This window comes from Enterobacter cloacae complex sp. 382A5, assembly GCF_050031095.1.
GTDB lineage: Bacteria > Pseudomonadota > Gammaproteobacteria > Enterobacterales > Enterobacteriaceae > Enterobacter > Enterobacter cloacae.
In genome coordinates this window covers 588,720-614,427 of the sequence record NZ_JBLGVK010000001.1, presented here as the reverse complement: position 1 = coordinate 614,427, position 25,708 = coordinate 588,720, and the positions used below count along the sequence as shown (strand labels likewise).

General features: G+C 57.6%; 28 protein-coding genes. 17 read left to right on the top strand and 11 right to left on the bottom strand.

The window, feature by feature from the left end:
- Window position 1 precedes the first annotated feature (1 nt).
- The 12 genes from hpaD to yjiA all read left to right on the top strand — a co-directional run bounded on the left by hpaD (window position 2) and on the right by yjiA (window position 12,211).
- The gene (gene hpaD / locus ACQG2G_RS02935; protein ID WP_013095453.1) at window positions 2–853 is read left to right on the top strand and encodes a 3,4-dihydroxyphenylacetate 2,3-dioxygenase; all 852 of its coding nucleotides are present in this window, start codon (window positions 2–4) and stop codon (window positions 851–853) included.
- Window positions 854–862: 9 nt separating this feature from the next.
- On the top strand, window positions 863–1,243 hold the full coding sequence (locus ACQG2G_RS02930; RefSeq protein WP_038981113.1) for a 5-carboxymethyl-2-hydroxymuconate Delta-isomerase: 381 nt from the start codon (window positions 863–865) through the stop codon (window positions 1,241–1,243).
- A 56-nt stretch (window positions 1,244–1,299) separates the two neighbouring features.
- Window positions 1,300–2,103 (top strand): 2-oxo-hept-4-ene-1,7-dioate hydratase, encoded by an 804-nt coding sequence (gene hpaH / locus ACQG2G_RS02925; protein WP_013095451.1) that lies wholly within the window; start codon window positions 1,300–1,302, stop codon window positions 2,101–2,103.
- A gap of 9 nt (window positions 2,104–2,112) precedes the next feature.
- The gene (hpaI, locus tag ACQG2G_RS02920) at window positions 2,113–2,910 is read left to right on the top strand and encodes a 4-hydroxy-2-oxoheptanedioate aldolase (protein ID WP_038981110.1); all 798 of its coding nucleotides are present in this window, start codon (window positions 2,113–2,115) and stop codon (window positions 2,908–2,910) included.
- A gap of 21 nt (window positions 2,911–2,931) precedes the next feature.
- Entirely contained in the window at window positions 2,932–4,278 is a 1,347-nt protein-coding gene (gene hpaX / locus ACQG2G_RS02915; RefSeq protein ID WP_248087397.1) for a 4-hydroxyphenylacetate permease, read from the top strand.
- Between the two features lie 9 nt (window positions 4,279–4,287).
- Window positions 4,288–5,178, top strand: a complete 891-nt coding sequence (hpaA, locus tag ACQG2G_RS02910; protein WP_047352036.1) for a 4-hydroxyphenylacetate catabolism regulatory protein HpaA — start codon at window positions 4,288–4,290, stop codon at window positions 5,176–5,178.
- A 218-nt stretch (window positions 5,179–5,396) separates the two neighbouring features.
- A complete protein-coding gene (hpaB, locus tag ACQG2G_RS02905; RefSeq protein WP_013095447.1) occupies window positions 5,397–6,959 on the top strand; it encodes a 4-hydroxyphenylacetate 3-monooxygenase, oxygenase component in 1,563 nt (520 codons plus the stop codon).
- A 17-nt stretch (window positions 6,960–6,976) separates the two neighbouring features.
- On the top strand, window positions 6,977–7,489 hold the full coding sequence (locus ACQG2G_RS02900; protein ID WP_047352037.1) for a 4-hydroxyphenylacetate 3-monooxygenase reductase subunit: 513 nt from the start codon (window positions 6,977–6,979) through the stop codon (window positions 7,487–7,489).
- A gap of 178 nt (window positions 7,490–7,667) precedes the next feature.
- Entirely contained in the window at window positions 7,668–8,570 is a 903-nt protein-coding gene (locus ACQG2G_RS02895) for a helix-turn-helix transcriptional regulator (RefSeq protein WP_061771703.1), read from the top strand.
- A 205-nt stretch (window positions 8,571–8,775) separates the two neighbouring features.
- Window positions 8,776–10,929 (top strand): carbon starvation CstA family protein, encoded by a 2,154-nt coding sequence (locus ACQG2G_RS02890; RefSeq protein WP_029882188.1) that lies wholly within the window; start codon window positions 8,776–8,778, stop codon window positions 10,927–10,929.
- A 114-nt stretch (window positions 10,930–11,043) separates the two neighbouring features.
- On the top strand, window positions 11,044–11,247 hold the full coding sequence (locus ACQG2G_RS02885) for a YbdD/YjiX family protein (RefSeq protein ID WP_003856610.1): 204 nt from the start codon (window positions 11,044–11,046) through the stop codon (window positions 11,245–11,247).
- Between the two features lie 10 nt (window positions 11,248–11,257).
- Window positions 11,258–12,211 (top strand): GTPase, encoded by a 954-nt coding sequence (gene yjiA, locus ACQG2G_RS02880; RefSeq protein ID WP_038981101.1) that lies wholly within the window; start codon window positions 11,258–11,260, stop codon window positions 12,209–12,211.
- A gap of 58 nt (window positions 12,212–12,269) precedes the next feature.
- On the opposite strand, the gene ACQG2G_RS02875 is transcribed toward yjiA, so the two are convergent.
- Entirely contained in the window at window positions 12,270–13,628 is a 1,359-nt protein-coding gene (locus tag ACQG2G_RS02875) for an esterase-like activity of phytase family protein (RefSeq protein ID WP_062856506.1), read from the bottom strand.
- A gap of 402 nt (window positions 13,629–14,030) precedes the next feature.
- On the opposite strand from ACQG2G_RS02875, the gene ACQG2G_RS02870 reads away from it, so the two are divergent.
- Both ACQG2G_RS02870 and ACQG2G_RS02865 read left to right on the top strand, forming a co-directional pair.
- Window positions 14,031–14,576: a YfaZ family outer membrane protein gene (locus ACQG2G_RS02870; protein ID WP_013095440.1), complete on the top strand. Its 546-nt coding sequence runs from the start codon at window positions 14,031–14,033 to the stop codon at window positions 14,574–14,576.
- Complete coding sequence (locus ACQG2G_RS02865) at window positions 14,576–14,896, top strand: hypothetical protein (protein WP_013095439.1); 321 nt, start codon at window positions 14,576–14,578, stop codon at window positions 14,894–14,896. Before ACQG2G_RS02870 ends, ACQG2G_RS02865 begins: the two co-directional genes overlap by 1 nt.
- Window positions 14,897–14,937: 41 nt before the next feature.
- Here ACQG2G_RS02865 and ACQG2G_RS02860 read toward each other — a convergent pair whose 3' ends face one another.
- Window positions 14,938–16,308 carry an NAD-dependent succinate-semialdehyde dehydrogenase gene (locus ACQG2G_RS02860; protein ID WP_038418628.1) on the bottom strand — a complete coding sequence of 457 codons (1,371 nt, stop codon included), beginning with the start codon at window positions 16,306–16,308 and terminating at the stop codon, window positions 14,938–14,940.
- A gap of 136 nt (window positions 16,309–16,444) precedes the next feature.
- Between ACQG2G_RS02860 and ACQG2G_RS02855 the strand changes: the two genes are divergently transcribed.
- Window positions 16,445–17,188, top strand: a complete 744-nt coding sequence (locus tag ACQG2G_RS02855; protein ID WP_038418627.1) for a helix-turn-helix transcriptional regulator — start codon at window positions 16,445–16,447, stop codon at window positions 17,186–17,188.
- Between the two features lie 48 nt (window positions 17,189–17,236).
- Window positions 17,237–17,875: a LysE family translocator gene (locus ACQG2G_RS02850; protein ID WP_048972196.1), complete on the top strand. Its 639-nt coding sequence runs from the start codon at window positions 17,237–17,239 to the stop codon at window positions 17,873–17,875.
- A gap of 30 nt (window positions 17,876–17,905) precedes the next feature.
- On the opposite strand, the gene ACQG2G_RS02845 is transcribed toward ACQG2G_RS02850, so the two are convergent.
- Both ACQG2G_RS02845 and ACQG2G_RS02840 read right to left on the bottom strand, forming a co-directional pair.
- Window positions 17,906–18,208, bottom strand: coding sequence for a BrnA antitoxin family protein (locus ACQG2G_RS02845; protein WP_023620649.1), 303 nt, complete (start codon window positions 18,206–18,208; stop codon window positions 17,906–17,908).
- Complete coding sequence (locus tag ACQG2G_RS02840; protein WP_023620650.1) at window positions 18,195–18,482, bottom strand: BrnT family toxin; 288 nt, start codon at window positions 18,480–18,482, stop codon at window positions 18,195–18,197. Before ACQG2G_RS02840 ends, ACQG2G_RS02845 begins: the two co-directional genes overlap by 14 nt.
- Before the next feature lie 169 nt (window positions 18,483–18,651).
- Between ACQG2G_RS02840 and ACQG2G_RS02835 the strand changes: the two genes are divergently transcribed.
- Window positions 18,652–19,950 (top strand): DUF445 domain-containing protein, encoded by a 1,299-nt coding sequence (locus tag ACQG2G_RS02835; protein WP_348595911.1) that lies wholly within the window; start codon window positions 18,652–18,654, stop codon window positions 19,948–19,950.
- Here ACQG2G_RS02835 and ACQG2G_RS02830 read toward each other — a convergent pair.
- The 7 genes from ACQG2G_RS02830 to ACQG2G_RS02800 all read right to left on the bottom strand — a co-directional run bounded on the left by ACQG2G_RS02830 (window position 19,920) and on the right by ACQG2G_RS02800 (window position 25,671).
- Complete coding sequence (locus tag ACQG2G_RS02830) at window positions 19,920–20,996, bottom strand: DUF2955 domain-containing protein (protein ID WP_038418624.1); 1,077 nt, start codon at window positions 20,994–20,996, stop codon at window positions 19,920–19,922. The genes ACQG2G_RS02835 and ACQG2G_RS02830 overlap by 31 nt on opposite strands.
- Complete coding sequence (locus ACQG2G_RS02825) at window positions 20,986–22,053, bottom strand: HlyD family secretion protein (protein WP_086528209.1); 1,068 nt, start codon at window positions 22,051–22,053, stop codon at window positions 20,986–20,988. The genes ACQG2G_RS02830 and ACQG2G_RS02825 overlap by 11 nt, the downstream gene beginning before the upstream one ends.
- Entirely contained in the window at window positions 22,050–22,520 is a 471-nt protein-coding gene (locus tag ACQG2G_RS02820) for a MarR family winged helix-turn-helix transcriptional regulator (RefSeq protein ID WP_013095432.1), read from the bottom strand. Before ACQG2G_RS02820 ends, ACQG2G_RS02825 begins: the two co-directional genes overlap by 4 nt.
- A gap of 202 nt (window positions 22,521–22,722) precedes the next feature.
- On the bottom strand, window positions 22,723–23,418 hold the full coding sequence (locus tag ACQG2G_RS02815) for an ArsR/SmtB family transcription factor (protein ID WP_038418621.1): 696 nt from the start codon (window positions 23,416–23,418) through the stop codon (window positions 22,723–22,725).
- Window positions 23,390–23,788 carry a hypothetical protein gene (locus ACQG2G_RS02810; protein WP_038418619.1) on the bottom strand — a complete coding sequence of 133 codons (399 nt, stop codon included), beginning with the start codon at window positions 23,786–23,788 and terminating at the stop codon, window positions 23,390–23,392. Before ACQG2G_RS02810 ends, ACQG2G_RS02815 begins: the two co-directional genes overlap by 29 nt.
- Window positions 23,781–24,104 (bottom strand): antibiotic biosynthesis monooxygenase family protein, encoded by a 324-nt coding sequence (locus tag ACQG2G_RS02805; RefSeq protein ID WP_062934842.1) that lies wholly within the window; start codon window positions 24,102–24,104, stop codon window positions 23,781–23,783. Before ACQG2G_RS02805 ends, ACQG2G_RS02810 begins: the two co-directional genes overlap by 8 nt.
- A 151-nt stretch (window positions 24,105–24,255) precedes the next feature.
- Entirely contained in the window at window positions 24,256–25,671 is a 1,416-nt protein-coding gene (locus ACQG2G_RS02800; protein WP_348595910.1) for an aldehyde dehydrogenase family protein, read from the bottom strand.
- Window positions 25,672–25,708: the final 37 nt, after the last annotated feature.

The window sequence follows — 25,708 nt, the reverse complement described above, 5'->3', positions numbered from 1 at the left end:
AATGGGAAAGTTAGCGTTAGCGGCAAAAATCACGCACGTACCGTCAATGTATCTCTCTGAGCTGCCGGGTAAAAACCACGGCTGCCGTCAGGGGGCCATCGACGGGCACAAAGAGATCGGCAAGCGCTGCCGCGAGCTGGGCGTCGATACCATCATCGTCTTCGACACCCACTGGCTGGTGAACAGCGCCTATCACATCAACTGTGCGGACCATTTTTCAGGCATCTACACCAGTAACGAGCTGCCGCACTTTATCCGCGACATGACCTACGACTACGACGGCAACCCGGAGCTCGGGCAGCTGATCGCCGACGAGGCGGTCAAGCTTGGCGTGCGCGCCAAAGCGCACAACATCCCGAGCCTGAAGCTGGAGTACGGCACGCTGGTGCCGATGCGCTACATGAACGCGGATAAGCACTTCAAAGTGGTCTCCATCTCGGCGTTCTGCACGGTTCACGACTTCGCCGACAGCCGCAGGCTGGGCGAGGCCATCGTCAGCGCCATTGAAAAGTATGACGGCACCGTGGCGGTGCTCGCCAGCGGCTCACTGTCGCACCGCTTTATCGACGACCAGCGTGCGGAAGAAGGGATGAACAGCTACACCCGCGAGTTCGACCGCCAGATGGACGAACGGGTGGTGAAGCTATGGCGCGAAGGCCAGTTCAAAGAGTTCTGCAGCATGCTGCCGGAGTACGCCGATTACTGCTACGGCGAGGGCAACATGCACGACACGGTGATGCTGCTGGGCATGCTCGGCTGGGACAAATACGACGGCAAGGTTGAATTCCTCACCGAGCTGTTCGCCAGCTCCGGTACCGGCCAGGTTAACGCCGTTTTCCCGCTGCCCGCGTAAGGAGCCACCATGCCGCATTTTATCGCTGAATGTACCGACAACATCCGCGAGCAGGCCGACCTGCCGGGGCTGTTCGCCAAAGTGAACGAGGCGCTGGCCGCCACCGGCATTTTCCCCATCGGCGGTATCCGCAGCCGCGCCCACTGGCTGGATACCTGGCAGATGGCGGACGGCAAGCAGGATTACGCCTTTGTGCATATGACGCTGAAGATTGGTGCCGGGCGCAGCCTGGAGAGCCGCGAGGCCGTGGGGGAGATGCTGTTTGCGCTGATCAAAGCGCATTTTGCCGACCTCATGGCGAGCCGCTATCTGGCGCTGTCGTTTGAGCTCGACGAACTGCACCCGACGCTCAATTACAAGCAAAACAACGTGCACGCGTTGTTTACGTAATACCGTCCCTCTCCCACTGGGAGAGGGAGAAAACAAACATAAAACAGGATATCGCCATGCTCGACAAACACACCCATACCCTGATCGCCCACCGCCTGCATCAGGCGGAGCAGTCCCGGGAGCAGATCCGCGCGATCTCGCTGGAGTACCCGGAGATCACGATTGAAGACGCCTACGCCGTACAGCGCGAATGGGTGAACCTGAAAATCGCCGAAGGCCGCGTGCTGAAAGGCCACAAGATCGGCCTCACCTCAAAAGCGATGCAGGCCAGCTCGCAGATCAGCGAGCCGGACTACGGTGCGCTGCTGGACGATATGTTCTTCCATGACGGCAGCGACATCCCCGTCGATCGCTTTATCGTCCCGCGCATTGAGGTGGAGCTGGCTTTCGTGCTGGCAAAACCGCTGCGCGGCCCCAACTGCACGATCTTCGACGTCTACAACGCCACGGATTACGTGATCCCCGCGCTGGAGCTGATCGACGCCCGCTGCCACAACGTTGACCCGGAAACCCAGCGCCCGCGCAAGGTGTTCGACACCATCTCCGATAACGCCGCCAACGCGGGCGTGATCCTCGGCGGCCGTCCGATTAAGCCCGACGAGCTGGATCTGCGCTGGATCTCCGCCCTGCTCTATCGCAACGGCGTGATCGAAGAGACCGGCGTTGCCGCGGGCGTGCTCAACCACCCGGCTAACGGCGTGGCGTGGCTGGCCAACAAACTTGCCCCCTACGACGTTCAGCTTGAGCCAGGCCAGATCATTCTCGGCGGTTCGTTTACCCGTCCGGTCGCGGCCAGCAAAGGCGATACCTTCCACGTGGACTACGGCAACATGGGCTCCATCAGCTGCCGCTTTGTCTAGGAGATAACCATGCAAAACGCATTCAAAACGGCGCTGAAAGCCGGAAAGCCGCAGATTGGTTTATGGCTGGGGCTGACCAGCAGCTACAGCGCCGAACTGCTGGCGGGGGCTGGTTTCGACTGGCTGCTGATCGACGCCGAACATGCGCCGAACACCGTGCAGACCGTCTTAACCCAGCTGCAGGCCATCGCCCCTTATCCGAGCCAGCCGGTGGTACGCCCGTCGTGGAACGATCCGGTGCAGATCAAACAGCTGCTGGATGTGGGCGCGCAAACCCTGCTGGTACCGATGGTACAAAACGCCGAAGAAGCCCGTCTGGCGGTCCGTTCCACGCGCTATCCACCTGCGGGTATTCGCGGCGTGGGCAGCGCCCTGGCGCGGGCCTCACGCTGGAACCGCATCCCGGACTACCTGCACCAGGCCAACGACGCCATGTGCGTGCTGGTGCAAATCGAAACCCGCGAGGCGCTAAAAAACCTGCCGCAGATCCTGGATGTGGACGGCGTCGACGGGGTGTTTATCGGCCCGGCGGATCTGAGCGCCGACATGGGCTTTGCCGGTAATCCTCAGCACCCGGAAGTGCAGGCGGCCATTGAACAGGCGATCGCGCAGATCCTGAGCGCCGGCAAAGCGCCCGGCATCCTGATGGCCAACGAGCAGCTGGCAAAACGCTATCTCGAACTCGGTGCGTTGTTTGTCGCCGTCGGCGTCGACACCACCCTGCTCGCCCGCAGCGCCGAAGCGCTGGCGGCACGTTTTATCGATCACCCGGTTACGTCAGTTAATAACAATAAATCCGTCTACTAAACGTAAGATCTGGAGCGCACCATGACGACCTCTACCCTGCAAGATAATAAAGCTGTTGAACATCGCGTTATAAATAAGCTGTTCCGTCGTTTGATCGTGTTTCTCTTCATCCTGTTTGTCTTCTCGTTTCTCGATCGCATCAACATTGGCTTTGCCGGGCTGACGATGGGCAAAGATCTGGGCCTCACCTCCACGATGTTTGGCCTGGCCGCGACGCTCTTTTATGTCACCTACGTGCTGTGCGGGATCCCGAGCAACATCATGCTGGCGAAGATCGGCGCCCGGCGCTGGATCGCCGGGATCATGGTGGTGTGGGGGATCGCGTCCACCTGCACCATGTTCGCCACCAGCCCGGAAACGCTCTATGTGCTGCGCATGCTGGTGGGCATTGCCGAGGCTGGCTTCCTGCCGGGGATTTTGGTCTATCTCACCTGGTGGTTCCCGGCCTATCACCGCGCCCGCGCCAACGCGCTGTTTATGATTGCCATGCCGGTAACCATGATGCTCGGCTCTATTCTTTCCGGCTACATCCTGGCGATGGACGGGCTGTGGAACCTGAAAGGCTGGCAGTGGCTGTTCCTGCTGGAAGGGTTGCCGTCGGTGGTGCTCGGCGTGGTGACCTGGTTCTACCTTAACGACACCCCGGATCAGGCCAGCTGGCTGGATGATGAAGAAAAGCAAACGCTGAAAACCATGATCGCCCGTGAACAAGAGCTGGCGGTGGCGCATGCCGCCACGCCGCGTTCAACGCTGCGTGAAGTCCTGACTCCGGCGGTACTGCTCTATACGCTGGCCTATTTCTGCCTGACGAACACGCTGAGTGCGATCAACATCTGGACGCCGCAGATCCTGCAAAGCTTCAACACCGGCAGCAGCAACATTGTGATCGGCCTGCTGGCGGCGATCCCGCAGTTTTGCACCATCCTCGGCATGATCTGGTGGAGCCGTCGCTCCGACAGGCTGAAAGAGCGAAAAAAGCACACCATCCTGCCGTATCTCTTCGCGGCGGCGGGATGGATGCTGGCCTCGGCCACCGATCACAGCCTGATCCAGCTGCTTGGCATCATCATGGCCTCAACCGGATCGTTTACCGCCATGGCGATATTCTGGACCACGCCGGATCAGGTTATTAGCCTGCAGTCCCGTGCGGTGGCGCTGGCGGTGATCAACGCTATCGGCAACGTCGGATCCGCCGTCAGCCCGCTGCTGATCGGCATTCTGCGTGATGCCACCGGCAGCTTCAGCTCCGGGCTGTGGTTCGTCGCCGGGCTGCTGGTGGTGGGCGCGCTGGTGCTGACGCGGATCCCAATGACCCGCCAGGACAGCCTCGGGCGCGATCCGGGGATGGCGGCACAGAAGATCCACTGAGGAGGAGCTATGTGCCAGAGCCCCGTCGCCAATATCGATATCAGCAAAGAGTACGACGAAAGTCTGGGCACCGACGATGTGCACTATCAGTCGTTCGCCCGCATGGCGGCCTTTTTTGGCCGCGACATGCAGGCGCATCGTCACGACCAGTATTTTCAGATGCACTTTCTTGATACCGGGCAGATAGAACTCCAGCTCGACGATCATCGCTACTCGGTGCAGGCTCCGCTGTTCGTCATTACCCCGCCGTCGGTGCCACACGCGTTTATCACCGAATCCGACAGCGATGGCCACGTTCTGACGGTACGCGAGGATCTCATCTGGCCGCTGCTGGAGGTGCTCTACCCCGGCACGCGAGAAGCGTTTGGCCTGCCGGGGATCTGCCTGTCGCTGGCCGATAAGCCCGAGGAGCTGGCGGCGCTCAGGCACTACTGGCAGCTGATTGCCAGGGAATCCACCGGGCAACTTCCTGGGCGCGAGCATACCCTGGTGCTGCTCGCGCAGGCGGTCTTTACCCTGCTGCTGCGTAACGCCAGGCTCGACGACCACGCTTCAGGCGGCATGCGCGGTGAGTTAAAACTGTTCCAGCGCTTTACCCAGTTGATTGACACCCACTATCACCAGCACTGGACGGTGCCGGACTACGCCTGTGAACTCCACCTGACCGAATCCCGCCTGACCGATATCTGCCGCCGCTTCGCCAACCGTCCGCCGAAGCGGCTGATATTTGACCGCCAGCTGCGCGAAGCCAGACGGCTGTTGCTCTTTTCCGACAGTACGGTCAGCGAGATTGCGTGGCAGTTGGGCTTTAAGGATCCGGCCTATTTTGCCCGCTTTTTCAATCGCCTGACGGGTTGCTCGCCCAGCGCGTATCGGGCGCAGAAAGTACCGGTGTCGTAATCCCCCGGTGGCGCTACGCTTACCGGGGCTACGGTCCGTAGGGCGGGTAAGCGTAGCGCCACCCGCCTAAAAGCCGCACAGATCACAAAACCACATCTCACCCGAAAAGTACCTGCCGTTGTCCCAATCGTCCCTTCACGTTCCGCCCCTCTCACGCTTCAATTAAACAACAAAAACAAAACATAAATTTAACAAATCAATTCCGATACGAGGTCCCTATGAAGCCTGAAGAGTTCCGCGCTGATACCAAACGCCCGTTAACCGGCGAAGAGTATTTAAAAAGCCTGCAGGATGGCCGCGAGATTTATATCTACGGCGAGCGCGTTAAAGACGTCACCACCCATCCGGCGTTTCGCAATGCGGCGGCCTCCATCGCGCAGATGTACGACGCGCTGCACAAACCGGACATGCAGGACACGCTGTGCTGGGGCACCGACACCGGCAGCGGCGGTTACACCCATAAGTTCTTCCGCGTGGCGAAAAGCGCCGACGACCTGCGTCAGCAGCGGGACGCCATCGCCGAGTGGTCTCGCCTGAGCTACGGCTGGATGGGACGCACGCCGGACTACAAAGCCGCGTTCGGCTGCGCGCTCGGCGCAAACCCGGCCTTCTACGGCCAGTTCGAGCAAAATGCCCGTAACTGGTATACCCGCATTCAGGAAACCGGCCTGTACTTTAACCACGCTATCGTCAACCCGCCTATCGACCGCCACAAACCGGCGGACGAGGTGAAAGACGTCTATATCAAGCTGGAAAAAGAGACCGACGCCGGGATCATCGTCAGCGGCGCCAAAGTGGTTGCCACCAACTCCGCGCTGACCCACTACAACATGATCGGCTTTGGCTCCGCGCAGGTGATGGGCGAAAACCCGGACTTTGCGCTCATGTTCGTCGCGCCAATGGACGCCGAAGGGGTGAAGCTGATCTCCCGCGCCTCCTACGAGATGGTGGCTGGCGCTACCGGCTCGCCGTACGACTACCCGCTCTCCAGCCGTTTTGATGAGAACGACGCGATCCTGGTGATGGATAATGTACTGATCCCATGGGAAAACGTGCTGATCTACCGCGATTTCGACCGCTGCCGTCGCTGGACCATGGAAGGCGGTTTTGCCCGCATGTACCCGCTGCAGGCCTGCGTGCGTCTGGCGGTGAAGCTCGACTTCATCACCGCCCTGCTGAAAAAATCGCTGGAGTGTACCGGCACCCTGGAGTTCCGCGGCGTGCAGGCAGATCTCGGCGAAGTGGTCGCCTGGCGCAATATGTTCTGGGCGCTGAGCGACTCCATGTGTTCCGAAGCCACGCCGTGGGTGAATGGCGCGTACCTGCCGGATCACGCGGCGCTGCAAACCTATCGCGTGATGGCGCCAATGGCCTACGCGAAGATTAAAAACATCATCGAACGCAACGTCACCAGCGGGCTGATCTACCTGCCATCCAGCGCACGGGATCTGAACAACCCGCAGATCGATCAGTATCTGGCGAAGTACGTGCGCGGCTCCAACGGCATGGATCACGTCGAACGCATCAAGATTTTGAAGCTGATGTGGGATGCCATCGGCAGCGAATTTGGCGGCCGTCACGAGCTGTATGAGATCAATTACTCCGGCAGCCAGGACGAAATTCGCCTGCAGTGTCTGCGCCAGGCGCAAAGCTCCGGCAACATGGACAAAATGATGGCGATGGTCGACCGCTGCATGTCTGAGTACGACCAACACGGCTGGACGGTGCCACACCTGCACAACAACAGCGATATCAACATGCTGGACAAGCTGCTGAAATAACGCAGCGGGAGGTTTCAATGCATTCAGATGAACAACGCCTGCGTTTTCGCGACGCCATGGCCAGCCTGTCGGCCGCGGTGAATGTCATCACCACGGCGGGCGATGCCGGACGCTGCGGGATCACCGCCACTGCCGTCTGCTCGGTAACGGATTCCCCGCCGTCGATTATGGTCTGTATCAACGCCAACAGCGCCATGAACCCGGTGTTTCAGGGCAACGGCAAACTGTGCGTGAATGTGCTCAACCACGAGCAGGAGATCATGGCTCGCCACTTCGCCGGTATGACCGGGATGGCCATGGAGGAGCGCTTTACCCTCTCCTGCTGGCAGAAAGGTCTGCTGGCGCAACCGGTGCTGAAAGGGGCGCTGGCAAGCCTGGAAGGCGAGATAAGTCAGGTGCAAACCATCGGCACGCATCTGGTTTATCTTGTTGAAATTAAAAATATCATCCTCAGTGAAGAGGGCCACGGCCTGATCTATTTCAAACGCCGTTTCCACCCGGTAATGATGGAGCCGGAAGCAGCCGTATGATCCCCTCTCGCGCTGGCCCTCCTGAGGCCAGCGCGCCTTTCTGCAAAAATTCCTAAGGTTTCCGCTAAATCACGCCGTTATATAGCCATAAGAGAAATTTTCTGTGCCTGAATACTGACACGCTGTGTCAGTGCTACCCGCATCATTCAGCGCATACCCTAATATACAGGAAGACCTTATGGCTAAAACGACGCGGAGCCGCTCGGCTGAACGTCTGGTCGATATTCTCCTTGAGCTACATTTAAACGGTGTGATAAACCGCAGTGCGCTGATGGAGAAATTTAATATTACCGAGCGTACCGTCTACCGGGATTTAAATGCGCTCTCCCCGATTGTGGAACATACCGGAAACGGGCTATATCGACTGATCCATTCCGCTCAATCGCCCGGCGGACAAGGATTACACCATACCCTTGCTAACTTCCTGAATGCTGATAGCTTTTTCCCCGAAAGAAACGCGGAGTTTTGGGAGAAACTCGAAAACCGCGTTGACGAAAATCATATTCTTATTCTCGCCAACGAGGCGGAGCACACGGCGGAACGTGATATTCGTCGCCATTTATCCAACATTGAAAAATCGATTAAAAACTGTAATGTTTGCCAGATCGTTTATAAAGGCAAAACCCGGCTGATTAACCCCTATAAACTCATTAACAAAAAAAATATATGGTATTTACAAGCTACCGAAAATAGCCGGTTAAAATCCTTCTCATTGAGTCAGATTCGCTGGCTTGATATTCAGAAACGCACCTTTACGCCGGACGAAAATGTGATCGGGCTGTTGGAAAACAACCTCGATCCGTGGGTATCGGAAGATACTTTCGAGGTGAAAATATTTATTAAGGATAATATTTCACACTACTTCCTGCGCCGCGATCTCCTCCCGGCACAAGAGCTGCTGGAGGAGCAACACGACGGCGTGACGCTGCGCTGTCAGGCAGCACATGAAAACCAGATCCTGCCGCTGCTGTTCTACTGGTTACCCAACATTCAGATCCTGGAGCCAGCCTGGCTTAAGGAAAAGCTGGTTAAAACGCTGGAAGGCTACCTGGCGGGGAGCGCAGCCACGGTAACCGGGTGATCTGTATCACATTATTTCTCCCGCTGGCGGCGAGCCTGAACCACTCGCCGCCCCCTTTGACCGCTCACCAGGCACTTTCAACCACTCACCCATTTTCTTCCCTTTACGCGCGCAAGCTTCTGGCACGATCGCTCCAGCATTACTCAATACCTCCTCACAACGAACCCTGACCCTTTTTTCTTTACATAAAAAACCAGGTCTTACTATGGATACTAAAAAACTACTGAAGCACGTGCCCTGGGCCTTACTCGGGATCCTCGGCGCTTTCTGTCTGGCGGTTGTCGCATTACGCCGGGGCGAACACGTAAGCGCCCTGTGGATCGTGGTCGCGTCGGTTTCCGTCTACCTTGTGGCTTATCGCTACTACAGCTTATACATCGCGCAGAAGGTCATGAAACTCGACCCGACGCGTGCCACCCCGGCGGTCATTAACAATGACGGCCTGAACTACGTGCCAACCAACCGCTATGTGCTGTTTGGTCACCACTTTGCCGCCATTGCAGGCGCTGGCCCGCTGGTCGGCCCGGTACTGGCCGCGCAGATGGGCTACCTGCCGGGTACCCTGTGGCTGCTCGCTGGTGTAGTGCTGGCGGGTGCAGTGCAGGACTTTATGGTGCTGTTTATCTCCTCGCGCCGTAACGGTTCGTCGCTGGGTGAGATGATCAAAGAAGAGATGGGCCGCGTGCCGGGTACCATCGCCCTCTTCGGCTGCTTCCTGATTATGATCATCATCCTCGCGGTGCTGGCATTAATCGTGGTGAAAGCGCTGGCTGAAAGTCCGTGGGGCGTCTTTACCGTCTGCTCTACCGTGCCGATTGCGCTGTTCATGGGGATCTACATGCGCTTCCTGCGCCCTGGCCGCGTCGGCGAGGTGTCGGTCATTGGTATCGTGCTGCTGGTTGCCTCTATCTACTTCGGCGGTGTGATTGCGCACGACCCGTACTGGGGTCCGGCGCTGACCTTTAAAGACACCACCATCACCTTTGCCCTGATTGGTTACGCGTTTATTTCTGCCCTTCTGCCGGTATGGCTGATTCTGGCTCCGCGTGACTATCTGGCGACCTTCCTGAAAATCGGCGTCATCGTCGGGCTGGCGATCGGTATTGTGATCATCAACCCTGAACTGAAAATGCCGGCGGTGACCCAGTACATTGACGGTACCGGTCCGCTGTGGAAAGGCGCCCTGTTCCCGTTCCTGTTTATCACCATCGCCTGTGGTGCCGTTTCTGGCTTCCACGCGCTGATCTCCTCCGGCACCACGCCGAAGCTGATGGCCAACGAAACCGACGCGCGTTTCATCGGTTACGGTGCCATGCTGATGGAATCCTTCGTGGCGATCATGGCGCTGGTGGCTGCGTCTATCATCGAACCGGGTCTTTACTTCGCGATGAACACCCCGCCGGCAGGCCTGGGCATCACCATGCCAAACCTGCATGAGATGGGCGGTGACAACGCGGCGCTGATTATGGCGCAGTTGAAGGACGCCAGCGCCCACGCGGCGGCGACCGTCAGCTCCTGGGGCTTTGTGATTTCGCCTGAGCAGATCATGCAGACCGCGAAAGACATCGGCGAACCGTCCGTGCTGAACCGCGCCGGTGGCGCACCGACGCTGGCGGTAGGTATTGCACACGTGTTCCACAAAGTGCTGCCATGGGCGGACATGGGCTTCTGGTACCACTTCGGTATTCTGTTCGAAGCACTGTTCATCCTCACCGCGCTGGACGCCGGTACCCGTGCAGGCCGCTTTATGCTGCAGGATCTGTTGGGTAACTTCGTGCCGTTCCTGAAGAAAACCGACTCGCTGGTGGCGGGCGTGCTGGGTACTGCGGGCTGCGTTGGCCTGTGGGGTTACCTGCTGTACCAGGGCGTTGTTGACCCACTCGGCGGCGTGAAGAGCCTGTGGCCGCTGTTCGGTATCTCTAACCAGATGCTGGCCGCCGTTGCCCTGGTGCTCGGCACCGTGGTACTGGTGAAGATGAAACGCACCAAATACATCTGGGTCACCGTTGTGCCTGCGCTGTGGCTGCTGCTCTGCACCACCTGGGCGCTGGGTCTGAAACTGTTCAGCAGCAACCCGCAGCTGGAAGGCTTCTTCTACATGGCTAACCAGTACAAAGCGAAAATTGCCGCCGGTGGCGCGGATCTCACCGCCCAGCAGATTGCCAACATGAACCATATCGTGGTGAACAACTACACCAACGCGGGTCTGAGCATTCTGTTCCTGGTGGTGGTGTACAGCATTATCTTCTACGGCATCAAAACCTGGATGAAAGTGCGTAACGCTGAAGGTCGAACGGACAAAGAGACCCCGTACGTGCCGGTACCGGAAGGCGGCGTGAAGACCTCTTCGCACCATTAATCTACTAATACCCCTCACCCCAGCCCTCTCCCCATAGGGGAGAGGGTGTAAAAGTTCCCTCTCCCCTATGGGGAGAGGGTTAGGGTGAGGGGCTTTTCCTGTCTGGAATCCACAATGTTTGGTAACTTAGGCGAAGCAAAAAAATACCTCGGTCAGGCAGCGAAAATGCTGATTGGCATTCCGGACTATGACAACTACGTTGAGCATATGAAAACCAACCACCCGGATAAGCCCTACATGACCTACACTGAATTCTTCCGCGAGCGTCAGGAAGCGCGCTACGGCGGAAGTGGAGAAGGCGGCGTCCGCTGCTGCTAAAGGAGAGACCATGACCCCGATTGCCGTCACCCTGTTGACCGGTTTCCTCGGCGCCGGTAAAACCACCCTGCTGCGCCACATTCTCAACGCGCAGCACGGTTTCAAAATCGCCGTGATCGAAAACGAGTTCGGCGAAGTCTCCGTTGACGACCAGCTGATTGGCGATCGCGCCACGCAGATCAAAACCCTGACCAACGGCTGCATCTGCTGTACCCGCTCTAACGAACTGGAAGATGCCCTGCTGGACCTGCTCGACAGCCGCGATCGTGGGGACATCCACTTCGACCGCCTGGTGATTGAATGCACCGGCATGGCCGACCCCGGCCCGATTATTCAGACCTTTTTCTCGCATGACATCCTTTGCCAGCGCTACCTGCTGGACGGCGTGATTGCCCTGGTCGACGCGGTTCACGCCGACGATCAGATGAACCAGTTCACCATCGCCCAGTCTCAGGTGGGCTACGCCGACCGCATCCTGCTGACCAAAACCGACGTGGCGGGCGAGAGCGTTAAACTGCGCGAGCGCCTGGCACGCATCAACGCCCGCGCACCGGTATACACCGTGACGCACGGCGATATCGACCTGTCTCAGCTGTTCAACACCAACGGTTTTATGCTGGAAGAGCATGTCACCTCAAAACCGCGTTTTCACTTTATGGCGGATAAGCAGAACGACGTAGCGTCGATTGTGGTGGAGCTGGATTACCCGGTAGACATCAGCGAGGTCTCCCGCGTGATGGAGAACCTGCTCCTGTCGTTTGCCGATAAACTGCTGCGCTACAAAGGCATGCTGTGGATCGACGGCGAACCAAACCGCCTGCTGTTCCAGGGCGTACAGCGGCTGTACAGCGCGGACTGGGACAGACCCTGGGGCGACGAGACACCGCGCAGCGTGATGGTATTTATCGGTATCCAGCTGCCGGAAGAGGAAATCCGGGCGGCGTTTGCGGGGCTGAAGAGATAACCGCCCGGCATTCCCTCTCCCTTTGGGAGAGGGTTAGGGTGAGGGGTAAGAGATAAACTTATTTCACCGCCTCCGGCAGCGTCACAATCCACAGCTCACTGTCAGACTCCGGTTTCTCCAGCGGCTTCACGCTGAGGGTCGTTTTAACCGGCTTATCATCCAGCGTCAGCTTTCCTTCCGCGTTCACCCGATAATCCTTGAGCTTCTTGCCCTCGACCGGATGTTGCATCGCCACCTTCACGCCAAAATCGTTATCGTTCGCCACCGCCAGCGTTTTGCTGTCGATCAGCGCCAGCCCTTCAGCCTTTTCCTGCTGCCAGCCCAGGGCGCGCAGATCAACAACCTGCGTTTTCTGCGCAAGGGTAATGCCGCGCTGTGCCAGGGTTTTCTCATCATCAAACTCCGGATACTCGCCCGGCTTGTCGAAACCTGACAGGTCGCTCGCCTTACTGAGATCGACCTTGTAAATCAGGTTACGCATTCCGTCGTTTTTATCACTTCCCTGTTCGATCAGCAGGATGTGCTGGTTATCGAGCGCCACGATGTCGCCGATTTTAGCGTCGCTGTTTTTGCTGTAAGCCGCGCTGTCGATGGGATAACCGTACATCGCGGTTTTTCCGCTTGCCGGGTCAAAGCTCACCAGACGCGTAAACAGCGCCTTTTTCTTGCTCTTACCGTCGATATCCAGCGTACTTTGCACGGCGGCAATAATACGCCCGTCCGGCATACGGGTGAGGCCTTCAAAGCCGCGGTTCGCCTGACGCCATTTGAGGATATTTGGCAAACCGCCCGCAATTGCTTTTTCCCCTTCCGCCGCCTGCGGACCGTGGATCGCCAGGATTTTCCCTTTACTGTCGATGTTAATCAGGAACGGGCCATACTCATCGCACAGCCAGTAACCGCCTTTACCGTCCGGGGTGATCCCTTCCGTATCCAGCCCGCGATTATCCCCCTTCAGCCTCTTTAACGTGTCGCTGAAGGCCACTTCATTGGTGGATCCAATCACGTCGCTTTCCAGCGGCAGACCGTTGATCGCGCCTTTATCGTCATGCAGAGGACGGGCATCAATGGCCTCCGCTTTGCCGTTTTGTACACGAATCGTCATCAGCAGCGGCGCGAAATCTGGCGTAACGAAAATTTTGGCTTCGTTTTTACCCACTTTCGGTGAATCCGCGTTCGGACCGCGATCGGTAATGGTGGCGAAGGTCAGGGCATCGCCCTGTTTCCCGGTGAACAGCAGGCCAGAACCTATCCCAACCGGAAGGCCGTTCGGGAATGCACTGGCAAATGCGCCGGTGTAGTTCACGTGTGTGCCTTCTGGAAAACTGACGACATAGCGCTCAGCCGTAGGCTGCGCCGCGAGGGCAGAGAAAGAGAGCACACAACCGATTAGCACAGGAATAATTTTTCTTTTCATATTGTTAGCATCCATAAAGTGAAGCTCACACCGTAAAGAAGAAACGTGTCAGGAAAATGACATCGAATGGCAACATTGCGCGGGCCGGAGCGCCAAAGAAATGTAAAGCTCTGTTGTAATCTGTAACAGCGGAAACATTTCTGGAAATTATTAGAAACCCAATTAATTCGCTGCGAACCACTCTTTCTGCTCTCGTTCAGATTATGTTTAGCTAAAAAAATAAACACTTTCTAAACGCCAAATCATTACCCGTTGACGACCTCGCAACCCAACACTCTCGCAACACCACCAAATTAAAAAATTAACAAAACCAGCATAAAACGGCGACTTTCATCACATTTGCAGTCATTAACATCGCTTGTTAAGGTGCGCCCAGATTAAATTGATGACGAGGCATATGAGATGAAAAAACTGAATATCCTTCTGCTGACTGCGTTGACTGCTGTATCGGGTTCTGCACTGGCTCTGGGTGGCAGCGTTGAGCAGGGTAAAAACTTTACCAACCTCAACCTGGAGATGGGTAAATCCTCATCCGGCCTGTATGTGGAAAGCAACTGGCTGAAAAACACCGATGACGGTACGCAGACCGGCGGTGTGGGTGCAGGTTATAACCTGGGTCTTGGCCCGGTCATGCTGAACGCGGGTGCAAAAGCTATCTATATCGGCCCGAAAAAAGGCGATAACGGCGTGGCGTTCCCGATCGGTGGCGGCGTAAACGTTGCCCTGACCGACAGCATTCATCTGTATGGTGAAGGCTACGTGGCACCAGAAGGGATGAACAACAGCGTGAAAAACTACGTTGAAGCCAACGGCGGCGTAAGCTGGACGCCAGTTACACCTGTGACCCTGAAAGTGGGTTACCGCCACGTGAGCGTTGATGGTAAAGACGGTCGTCCAGGCCACACCCTGATTGACGGTGCGTATGTTGGCGGTGGAGTCACCTTCTGATGAAACACCGCATTACCGCGCTTTGCGTTCTGAGCCTCACGCTTCTGCTCACCGGCTGCGTCCAGTACAAATGGGTGAAACCGGGCGTCAGCGACGCTGAAATGAACAAAAAGCTCACGGAATGTGAAGCGCAGGCGCTGATCGATCTGCCCCCGGATAACGTCGTAACCGGTTCGGACTCGGAAAAAACGGATCTGAAGAACAAGAAAAAGGATATTTCCACGAGCTACACGGTTGAAGACGCCAATGAGGATCGCAGGGCGACCCTCGTAGACAGCTGCATGTTCAAAAGCGGCTGGGATAAAATTGAAGTGCAATAATCTCTAAAAAACCTGCCTACTGGCAGGTTTTTTATTGCTGCTTACTTACGCACCACCACCAGCTTCTGGTTCACAAACTCTTTGATCCCCAGATCCGACAGCTCGCGTCCGTAACCGGAGCGCTTCACGCCGCCAAACGGCAGCTCTGGCGCGGTATCGGTGAGCCAGTTGATATACACCATCCCGGTCTCAATCCGTGACGCCATTTTCTTCGCGCGTTCAATATCCTGACTGAACACCGCACCGCCCAGTCCGTAGTGGGAGTCGTTCGCCAGGGCGACCGCCTCGTCATCGTTTTTCACCACATACATCTGCGCCACCGGGCCGAAGAACTCCTCGAAGTACGCCGGGTTGTCGCGGGAGATATTTGTCAGGATCGTCGGCTCGAAGAAGCTCCCGTCGCGCTGCACCGGTTTACCACCATAGTGTAACGTCGCGCCCTTTTTCACCGCCTCGTTGACCTGTTTTGTCAGCGTTTCGAGCGCATCTTTAGACGACAGTGGCCCAAGCGTGGTGCTTTCATCCAGCGGGTCGCCAATTTTCACCTGCTTAAAGGCGTCGGTGAATTTGCTCAGGAAGGCATCGGCAATTTTCTCATGCAGGATAAAGCGCTTCGCTGCGGTACAGACCTGACCGGCGTTGTTAAGTCGCGCGTTCACGCCTGTCTTCACCGCTTTATCAAGATCCGCGTCGTCCAGCACCACGAAAACGTCGTTACCGCCCAGCTCAAGGGTGGATTTCTTGATGTGCTTCGCCGCCTGCGCGGCCACCACGCTGCCCGCTTTCTCAGAGCCGGTTAGCGCGGCCCCCTGTACGCGATCGTCAGCGATGATGTTCGCCACCTGCTCAGACGAGATAAAGAGATTGGTCCATGCCCCTTCCGGCGCCCCTGCCTCACGCACCAGATGAGCAAAGGTTTCGGCACAGTGCGGCACGATGCTGGCATGTTTAGCCAGCACCGGGTTACCCGCCGCCAGGTTAGGTGCCAGAACACGCATCAGCTGATAATACGGGAAATTCCACGGTTCCACGGCCATCAGCACGCCGATGGGGTGATGCTCCACCCACGCTTCTCCGAGTTCAGACGGGTACTTCACCGGGGCCAGGAACTGCTTCGCGTTATCGGCATAGTAGCGGGCGATTTGCGCGCACAGCTTCACCTCACCGCGGCTTTGTTCGATGAGCTTACCCATCTCCTGACTGGCAATTTTAGCCAGCTCCTCGGTGCGTTCGTCGATCAGGTCAGCAAGCTTATGCAGCACCGGCAGGCGCTGTTCAATGTCGCCTTTCGCCCACTGCGAATGGTAAAGGGCGTCGGCCGCTTTCAGCGCCGCTTCGATATCCGCGTCGGTATGAGAGGGATATTCTTTGATGAGCTGGTTGGTGGCAGGATTTACTGTCTGATAAGCCATATCGAATCTCCATGTTTTACCGCTTAGGGTAGTAAGGGTAGACAACATGACGGGTGATGGACGTAAAGTTGGGTATATCCGGAAGGTTCTTAGTAGGGCCAGGGCATGGTATAAAAATGTCGTGACAGGAGCGCCTATGACCCATACCCGACACATCCGCCAGACCTTTAACCGCCTTCCGGGCCTTGAGCTGCGCAGCACGTGGCAGAGTACCGTGGCGTATAAACGTCATTGTCACCCCCAACTCTCGATTGGCGCGATAGTGGAAGGCCAGACCTGCTGCCGGTGCAACGACACGCAGTACATCCTCCACCCCGGCGATCTCATCGTGATCCCGGCGCATGTGCCGCACAGCTGCAACCCCGTTGCGGGCCAGCCCCGCAGCTATCACATGCTCTATATCGACACGGATTATCCCCTGGCAGAACAGGTCATTCGCGACAGCACGCTGTTTGCTCTTTACCAGAACGTTGTTGAGAACATGTCGGCTAATTCCCTGAACATGCTGATTTCTGCCCTTCCGCTCTGCGCCAGCCGCACGGGTGAACTACGTACAACCAGCCAGCACATCCAGCAGGCGTTTCTTGCCGATTTAACCAGCCCGCCGTCACTCGACGACCTTGCCCACCGCTTCTCGCTGCGCAAAGAGACGCTGATCCGCACCTTCAGGCAGGACACTGGCCTGACGCCGGGCAGCTTTCTCAACATCTCCCGCGTGGAATACGCCAAAGCGCGGCTGCGTGCCGGGGATGATATTGCCGATGTCGGCTACCAGAGCGGATTTGCCGATCAGAGCCATTTTCATAAGACCTTTGTGAGCTATACCGCCGCCACGCCGCGCCAGTACGCCACGGGCCGATCAATATCGGACAATAAATAGCGTTTGCATCGCCGTAGTCTGACCTCGGTTTTTTACACAGAGGTTGCTATGGAACTGTTATTCCCTTCCGCTTTTCTCGCTCTGGCGCTGGCGCATTTTGTCGCCCTGTTAAGCCCGGGCCCGGATTTCTTCCTGCTGGTGGGCTACGCGGCGCGCTACCGGGTCCGCGGCAGCGCCGGGCTGTGCCTCGGCATCGCTGCGGGCAACGGGTTGTATATCCTGCTGGTGATTATTGGCTGGAGCGCGCTGCGCCAGTTTACGTGGCTGTTTACCCTTATCGAGCTTTGCGGGGCGCTGTATCTGCTGTGGATCGGTTCGCATCTGGTGCGCAGCCGCCCGCAAGCACTGGCGCTGAATGAAACCCACCAGCGCTTCCCTTCACTGCGTAAGCAGATCCTGCTGGGACTCGGCTCGGCGTTGTTAAATCCAAAGAACGCCCTGTTCTATCTGGCGCTGATGACGGCGCTACTGGGGCCAAACGTCACGCTGCTTCAGCAGGCGACCTGCGGCGTCTGGATGGTGCTGGTAGTGCTGGTGTGGGATCTGGCGCTGGTATCACTGATGGGGCTGCCCGCGGTGCAACAGAGGCTCAGCCGTTCGCTGTGGCTAATTGAGCGGGCGGCGGGGGTTGTACTAATGGGGTTTGGCGGGTGGGTACTGTGGCGACTGCTGGAGCTGATAAGCTGAAATAAGGGGCAGCCCAACGCTGCCCGTGGTCTATTTTTTGTTTTGATCGCGCAGCATCGCTTCACGCAATATGGCGTTTAGCCGCGTCTGGTAACCCTTTCCAGGCCGTTTCAGCCACTCCATCACGTCGGCGTCAATGCGTACAGATGCCTGCGTTTTAAGTGGCCGATAGAACTTCCCTCGCACCGCCCCGGACCACTGTTTATCGTCCGTGGCAGGAATATCGCTGTAATCGATTTCTGCTTCTGGTTTTTCAGCTAATGCTTTTAGCTCAGCGTCACGACGAGCGCTAACCTCAGGCGAACTACCTCGTTTATGTTTAACGATGCTCATAACGGTTCCTCTCTTTACGGTCCGCCTTACGTGCGCTAATGATACGAATAATTTCGCCTCCGCTTTCGAAACGTACCGTATGTGCGACCAGGATAACAATGACGCCTTGCACAAGGCCGATGGTTTGCCAGCGAAACTCACCGTTCTCATAGCGATCCTGAACAGACAAATGATAAGGATCGTCGAAAACCAGAACCGCATCCTCAAAGCGTATGCCATGTTTTTGCTGGTTACTTTTCGCCTTATCGCTATCCCACTCATACTCCGTTGGCATAGTGTACCCTTCCCTGATTGTATATACAAAAAAGCATATACAAACTGCGCAAGGATTAAACCCATTAAGCAAAAGCGGTGTTTAATTTCGGAAGGCAGATTCCAGAAGCGAAGATGGTGTAACGCTCCCGTCTTTGCACTTTCCCCCCGTCTCCCTCTATCCTTAACCCATGGAAAAAATTGCTGAACTCAAACGCGCCAAGCTGCTGGCGCTGTCGCTGCTGCTGATTGCCGTCGCGGCGTTTATCACTACCCTGTTTCTGCCGCAAACCTTCTGGGTGCGCGGCGTGAAGGCCATTGCCGAGGCGGCGATGGTTGGTGCGCTGGCGGACTGGTTTGCGGTCGTCGCGCTGTTTCGCCGGGTGCCCATTCCGTTTATCTCGCGCCATACGGCGATTATCCCGCGCAATAAAGACCGGATTGGCGATAATCTCGGCCAGTTCATGCAGGAGAAGTTTCTCGACACCCAGTCGCTGGTGGCGCTGATCCGCCGTTATGAGCCGGCGCAGATGATTGGCACCTGGTTTAGCAAGCCCGACAATGCCCAGCGTGTCGGACAGCATCTGATTCAGGTGATGGGCGGTTTTCTTGAGCTGACCGACGACGGGCGTATTCAGCGCCTGCTCAAACGCGCGGTGCATAAGGCCATCGACAAGGTCGATTTCACCGAAACCAGCGCAGTGATGCTGGAGAGCATGACCAAAAACAACCGGCATCAGGTACTGCTGGACGCCATCATCAACCGCCTGATCACCCTGATTCAACGCGATAGCACGCGGGAATTTATTTCAGACCAGATCGTCCACTGGCTTAAAACCGAGCATCCGCGCAAGGCGATGGTGCTGCCCACCGAGTGGCTGGGCGATCAGAGCGCGGAGATGGTGTCGAACGCGGTGAATACCCTGCTGGACGACGTCAGTCATGACCGCACCCACCAGATCCGCCAGGCGTTCGACCGCGCCACGCTGAAGCTTATCGACAACCTGAAAAACGATCCGGAGATGGCCGCAAAGGCAGAGAACATCAAGCATTACCTGAAGAACGACGACGCGTTCAACCGCTATCTGGGTGAGATGTGGGCTGACCTGCGCCAGTGGCTGAAGGCGGATATGCAACGTGAGGATTCCCGCGTGAAGCAGCGCATCGCCAACGCCGGGCAGTGGTTTGGTGAAACGCTACTCGGTGACGACAGCCTGCGGGCATCGCTCAATGAGCATCTCGAGCAGGCGGCACACCGCGTGGCACCGGATTTCGCTGCGTTTCTCACCCGTCATATCAGCGACACGGTAAAAAGCTGGGACGCCAAAGATATGTCCCGCCAGATCGAGCTTAATATCGGCAAAGATCTGCAGTTTATCCGCGTCAACGGCACCCTGGTGGGCGGGACGATTGGCCTGATGCTGTTTTTACTTTCGCAACTGCCCGCCGTGCTTGCGCATTACTCCGTTTTGGGTGGTGCAATGACGTAGCGCGTCGCCTCAAAGCGATTGAGGATTAAGTGCACCAGAAACACCATCGTCAGCGTCGCCACCAGAGAAAAGGTCACCGAGGTGATGCGGTAGAGATCGCTGAACACCAGGTCGCTGTCCGGGTGCATGTTCTGACCGAACATAATCCCGATGGTGGTGATGCTGGCAAACCCAACGCCGGCTCCCACCTTCTCCATCACATGCAGACGCGCACCAAACGCCAGCCCGAGGCCGATAAGCGGCATCATCAGTAGCATGTGGCTGCTGTGATCGTAGAGGATAAGCTGCACCACCAGAATATAGAGACAGCCCAGCACCACGCCAGCCACGCGCCAGATAGAGCTCATCACCGCGCCGCGATAGTGCATCGGGAAGAGAATCAACACACCGGCCATCAGCGCCGAAAGCGAATCGCTTAAATCGCTTATCTGGAAGATAACAAAAATCATCGTCGCAACGGTGCCGGAGAGCAGAGACTCGTGCCGCACGCGGGCATCATCTTTCTCGATCAGCGGCGGCGGCTTGCGTGGCTCAACGTCCGGCAGGAGGTAGTTCATCAGCGCGCTCAGGCATACCGCCATCACACTCGCTTCAATGTTGGAAAACAGCAGCGTGTGCCAGTCGGTGGTGGGATAGCTCATAAAGTTGAGCATCACGCTCTGGCACACCACGCCCATCGACCCGAACAGGAACAGCGGCCCCTTACTCATAAAGCGAAAACGCATGACATACAGGGCAAAAACTACCAGCGTCATGATCACCGGCCACTGGGACAGATAGCCGATAATAACCACCATTTCGACGCAGTTTAGCGATGCGCTGAAGATAAACTGCTTCGCCACATGGCGGTTAAAGACCGGCACCAGCGACAGCAGCATGATGGGGTAGACCACATAAAACACGCCGTAGCTGGTGTTATAGAAACTTGAAATACTCAGCGCGATCATCCCGGCAAAGACGATGCGCAGGGTCTGGCGAAAGTCATTGGCCGTATAGACGATGTTGCCGTGCGGGGTAAAGACCCGCGCCAGCGTGCTAATAGACATAGTGGAGCAGGCTCACCAGGTGGATTTGCATCCCGGAGAAGAAGCGCGCAAACGGCCCTTCGCTGTTGTAGAGCTGCACGGTGGCACGAGCGCCGGTCGGGAGCGGTTTCGGCAGCGTCTCATCCAGCGCCACGTGAATGCGCATTCGCTGAGCGTCGCGCACCCAACGGTTGGAGGTTTCCGGCGCGGACAGTTCGCCGCTCACCGCCTCCTGTCCGGCAAGGATCCCCGCATCGCTGCTGGTCACGTGGGCGCGGAAAACCTGTCCCGGAAAGGCGTCAAATACCACGGCGGCATCGGTCCCCTGATGGGTATGGCGCAGACTCTTCTCACGAAAATCGGCCACAATATCGGTCTGATTATTCACCAGCGCCAGCGCCGCCGAACCGGACGAGGCATAAAACCCGGGGCTTAGCTGCAGGTTGCTGACCGTGCCGTTCGCCTGGGCGTAAACCTTCGTCCAGCCGAGGTTGAGCTCCGCCTCATCAAGCGCGTTACGGTATTTTTGCAGCGTCACGTTGCGGTGCTCTTCCCGCTCGCCACGCTGGATGCGCAGGTTATGGATGTTCGCCTGAATCGAGCTCACGGACTGCTCGCTGCTCTGCCAGGTGGTACGGACCTTATCCAGATCCGCCTGCGAGACGTTCTGTAACGTGCTCAGCTTCTGGTAGCGGTCAAAGGTCACTTTGTCGTTACGCGCGGTCAGCACGGCGGTTTTCAGGCTGGCCTGGGCGGCGGCGATCTGCGCGTCCAGCTGTTCATTGGACAGGCGTGCCTGCTCAAGCGCGATTTGCGCCGCTTCCACTTTATTGCGAAACGGCGTGTCATCCAGCTCAAACAGCAGGTCGCCCCGCTTCACCTGGCTGTTGTTGTGTACGTGCACGGCCGACACATACCCGGAGACGCGCGGAGAAACCGGCGTCACCACGCGCATGACGGTGGAGTCCGGCGTCAGCGGGATCCAGATATCGGCGACGACAAAGTAGACAAACATCAGCAGGAAAGAGGCAATACTCACCCTTACCCAGCGGGCAAACTTTTGTTCAGGAGTCATTATTTTTCGGTCTTGTTATCTTCTTCGCGGATTGTCCGCAAATTGCAGGCGATTTGATTCAAGGTGGCGCTGAAAATTTCGATATGCTCAGGCGCGATGTTTTGCGATACGCGCGTCTGGTACGTCTCAATCACCTGGGTGAGCCTTTTTAGGATGGCTTTTCCCTCAGGCGTCAGCGTCAGAAGCCGGATGCGCTTGTCATAAGGCGATACGGTGCGCAGCAGGTATCCCTGCTTTTCCAGCTGTGTCAGGGTGCGCATCAGCGGCGGCAGTTCAATGCCCTGCACCTCCGCCAGCTCACTCACCGAGACGTTATCCCCCAGTTGATGAAGCTGCATCATTACCGTCCAGCTCGACTGGGTTAACCCGGTATCGAGAATGGCGTCGTCAATAACGGCGCGCCACTGGCGCACAATCATCGCCATCCGCATGCCCATCGGCCTGCGGCAAAACAGTTGTTCTTCACTCATGGGGGAACCTCTCGAAACACGTCGTCAAGATAATAGTTATCAGGGTAAGTATCAAGAAACGCGAGGCGAAAGAGCAGGAATTGCGAAAGGATATCTCCCTCTCCCGGCGGGCTGAGGGTTCCCCATACAATAATGCCTGCACGGAGGCCCCCCTCTCCCTTAAGGGAGAGGGTTGGGGTGAGGGTACAGCCCGCAGCGGAGTTTAGCGGCTAAAATGTCGGGTAATGGCGCCCTTCCCCGAAGCCGTAAGCACCACTTCCCGATACCCCGCTACCCGCTGGATCCAGCCCTTGCTTTCCAGATGCATGAGCAACGCCGCACCGGCTTCACCGCCCAGATGAAACCGCCGCTCGCTCCAGTCCAGACAGGCGCAACAGGCCTTTCGCCGGGGATGAGTGCTTAACGGGATACCGAGTTTCAGAAACTGCTCCCGGCCATACAGGGTCAGTGCCGAACCGTCTGGCTCCAGCCAACTTTCGGCCTGCATGAAATCGTAGATCTGCACCGCCACCGCGCCCGCCAGATGGTCGTAGCAGGTGCGGGCTTCACGCAGGGCTTTTGGCGCGCTGGTTTCCGGCGGAGAAATGCGGTGCCACGACAGCCCCATCATCTGCTCCACCAGCTCCGCTACGTCATGACCTGCCAGGCGATAATAGCGATGGCGCCCCTGCGACAGGCAGGTAATGAGCTTTCCGTCCAGCAGCCGCGCAAGGTGCCCGCTGGCGGTAGACGGCGCCACATCCGCCGCCGCACTCAGCTCGGTGGCCGTCCACGCCCGCCCGTCCATCAGCGCACAAAGCATTTTCACGCGCGACGGATCGGCCATTGCGGCTGCTACTGCGGCAATGGCCTGCTCCAGCGCTGCGCTGTTATCTGGCGGTAAGCTCGTCTTTAACATAGGTTGCCCAGTGTTCGGTGATTGCTGCGGCCAGCTTATCATTATCCGTCAGCAGAATGAGGTGATTCGCATGGTCGCTGTACTGGGTAAGAATAGACACCCCGCGAGCCGCCAGTGCGGCAGCTATCTCCCCCAGTTCGCCGGGGCGTTCCTGCCGCAGTTTTCTGATGATGGGCCGACGAACCGCTTTCAGGTTAAATCCGGCCTCAAGCAGAACATGGCGGGCTTTTTCGCCGTCTTCCACCAGAAAATGTGCCTCAACGCCGAATACGCCACCGCCTTCCAGTCCAATCCCCTTACTGCCCAACAGCTGACCAAAGCGTGCCAGTTCACCCGGCGTATCGTTAAAAATCACATGAACATCATACATCCGCGTGCCCTCCGTTTTCGGCGCTGTATTCCCGCACCACCTGTGCCACCCGAATGCGGTAGTACGTAAAAATCGACTCCCGCCCCTCGGCCTGCGCGGCCTGATGAAAAACGTTCTGCTTCCAGTTGCGGATAGCCTCTTCGTCCCGCCACCAGGAGAGCGAGAGAATTTTGCCGTCGGTGGTCAGGCTCTGGAAACGTTCGATATCGATAAAACCGTCAATATCCGCCAGCAGGGGTTTAAGTTCGGCCGCGAGCTGCAGGTAGCGCGCCTGATGCGCCGGCGCGGCTTTAGCTTCGAAAATGACTGCGATCATGAAGGTCTCTCCGTTGTGATGGTGTGAAGAGAATGCAGGACAGATGACAAGGATGCTTCGGTATGGAGCGAAGTGTTGTGCCGGATGGCGCTGCGCTTATCCGGCCTACGGTTTTTGTAGGCCCGGTAAGCGTAGCGCCACCGGGCAGGGTTTAACCCACAATCGACTTCGGCTCCATAAACGCTCCAATTCCCCATTCGCCCATCTCGCGTCCCACGCCGGAGTGTTTAAACCCGCCAAACGGGGCTTTTGGCTCATGCGCGAGGGTGTTTACCAGCACGCGCCCGGAAACAATCTGCTGCGCCACGCGACGCGCACGCCCGGTGTCACGCCCCAGCACCATCGCGCTCAGGCCGTACTCGGTATCGTTGGCAATCGCGACAGCCTCTGCCTCGTCCTGATAAGGAATAATGCACAGCACCGGGCCAAAAATTTCCTCACGCGCGATGGTCATCTGGTTGTTCACATCAGTAAACAGCGTCGGGCGCACAAACCAGCCGTCCCGCGTCCCGTCCGGTCGCCCTTCGCCGCCCGCCAGCAGTCTCGCGCCTTCGTCGAGCCCTTTGCGAATATATCCCTGCACCCGCAGCCACTGCTTTTCGCTGACCATCGGGCCAATCTCTGTCGCGCTTTCGCGCGGGTCGCCGGATTTCACCGCCGCCACCGCCTGCGCCAGGGCGATTTCCATCTCGGCCTTGCGCGACTGCGGCACCAGAATACGCGTGCCGGCCACGCACGCCTGCCCGCTGTTCATAAACCCGGCCTGAATCACCAGCGGGATCGCCCGTGCAAGATCGACATCATCCAGCAAAATCGTCGGCGATTTACCGCCTAGCTCCAGCGTGACGCGCTTAAAACTCTCCGCCGCGTTACGCAGGATCGCTTTGCCGGTATTCGTCGACCCCGTAAACGAGATTTTCGCCACATCCGGGTGGCGGCTAATGGTCTCCCCCACCGTCTCACCGCGCCCGGTGATGATATTAAACACGCCCGCTGGCAATGCGGCATCACGCAGCGCCTCGGTAATAATCTGCGTTTGCAGGGCGCTCATTTCGCTGGGTTTGATCACCGCCGTGCAGCCCGCCGCGAGCGCCGCCGCCAGTTTGCCGCAGATAAACCCCGCATCGCTGTTCCACGGCGTGATCAGGCCCGCTACGCCTAGCGGCGTCATCTGCACCGATGCCGCCCCCGCTGAAAATGAAAATTCAAACCCCTCCAGGGCCTCAATCGCCTGGGCAATGACATCGGCCGGATAACTGGCCATCCACGCCGAGCGCGCAGCCGGTGCGCCGTACTCTTCGATTATCGCCTCCAGCAGTTCGTCATGACGGGCGGCAACAGCGGCATGCATACGTGTTAACGCAGCAATCCGTTCCTGTTTTGTGGTTTGCGACCACGCCGGAAACGCCACTTTGGCGGCCGCAATGGCGCGTTCAGCGTCGACCTCATCTGCCAGACGCACCTGCCCTATGACCTGTGCCGTCGCCGGGTTGTATAAATCAAAACGCTCGGTGCCGTGCGGGGTTACAAATTCGCCGTTGATAAAAATCTGTTCGATGTGGTGCATATAAACCTCCTCAGGCTGTGTGGACACAGTCTGGCAC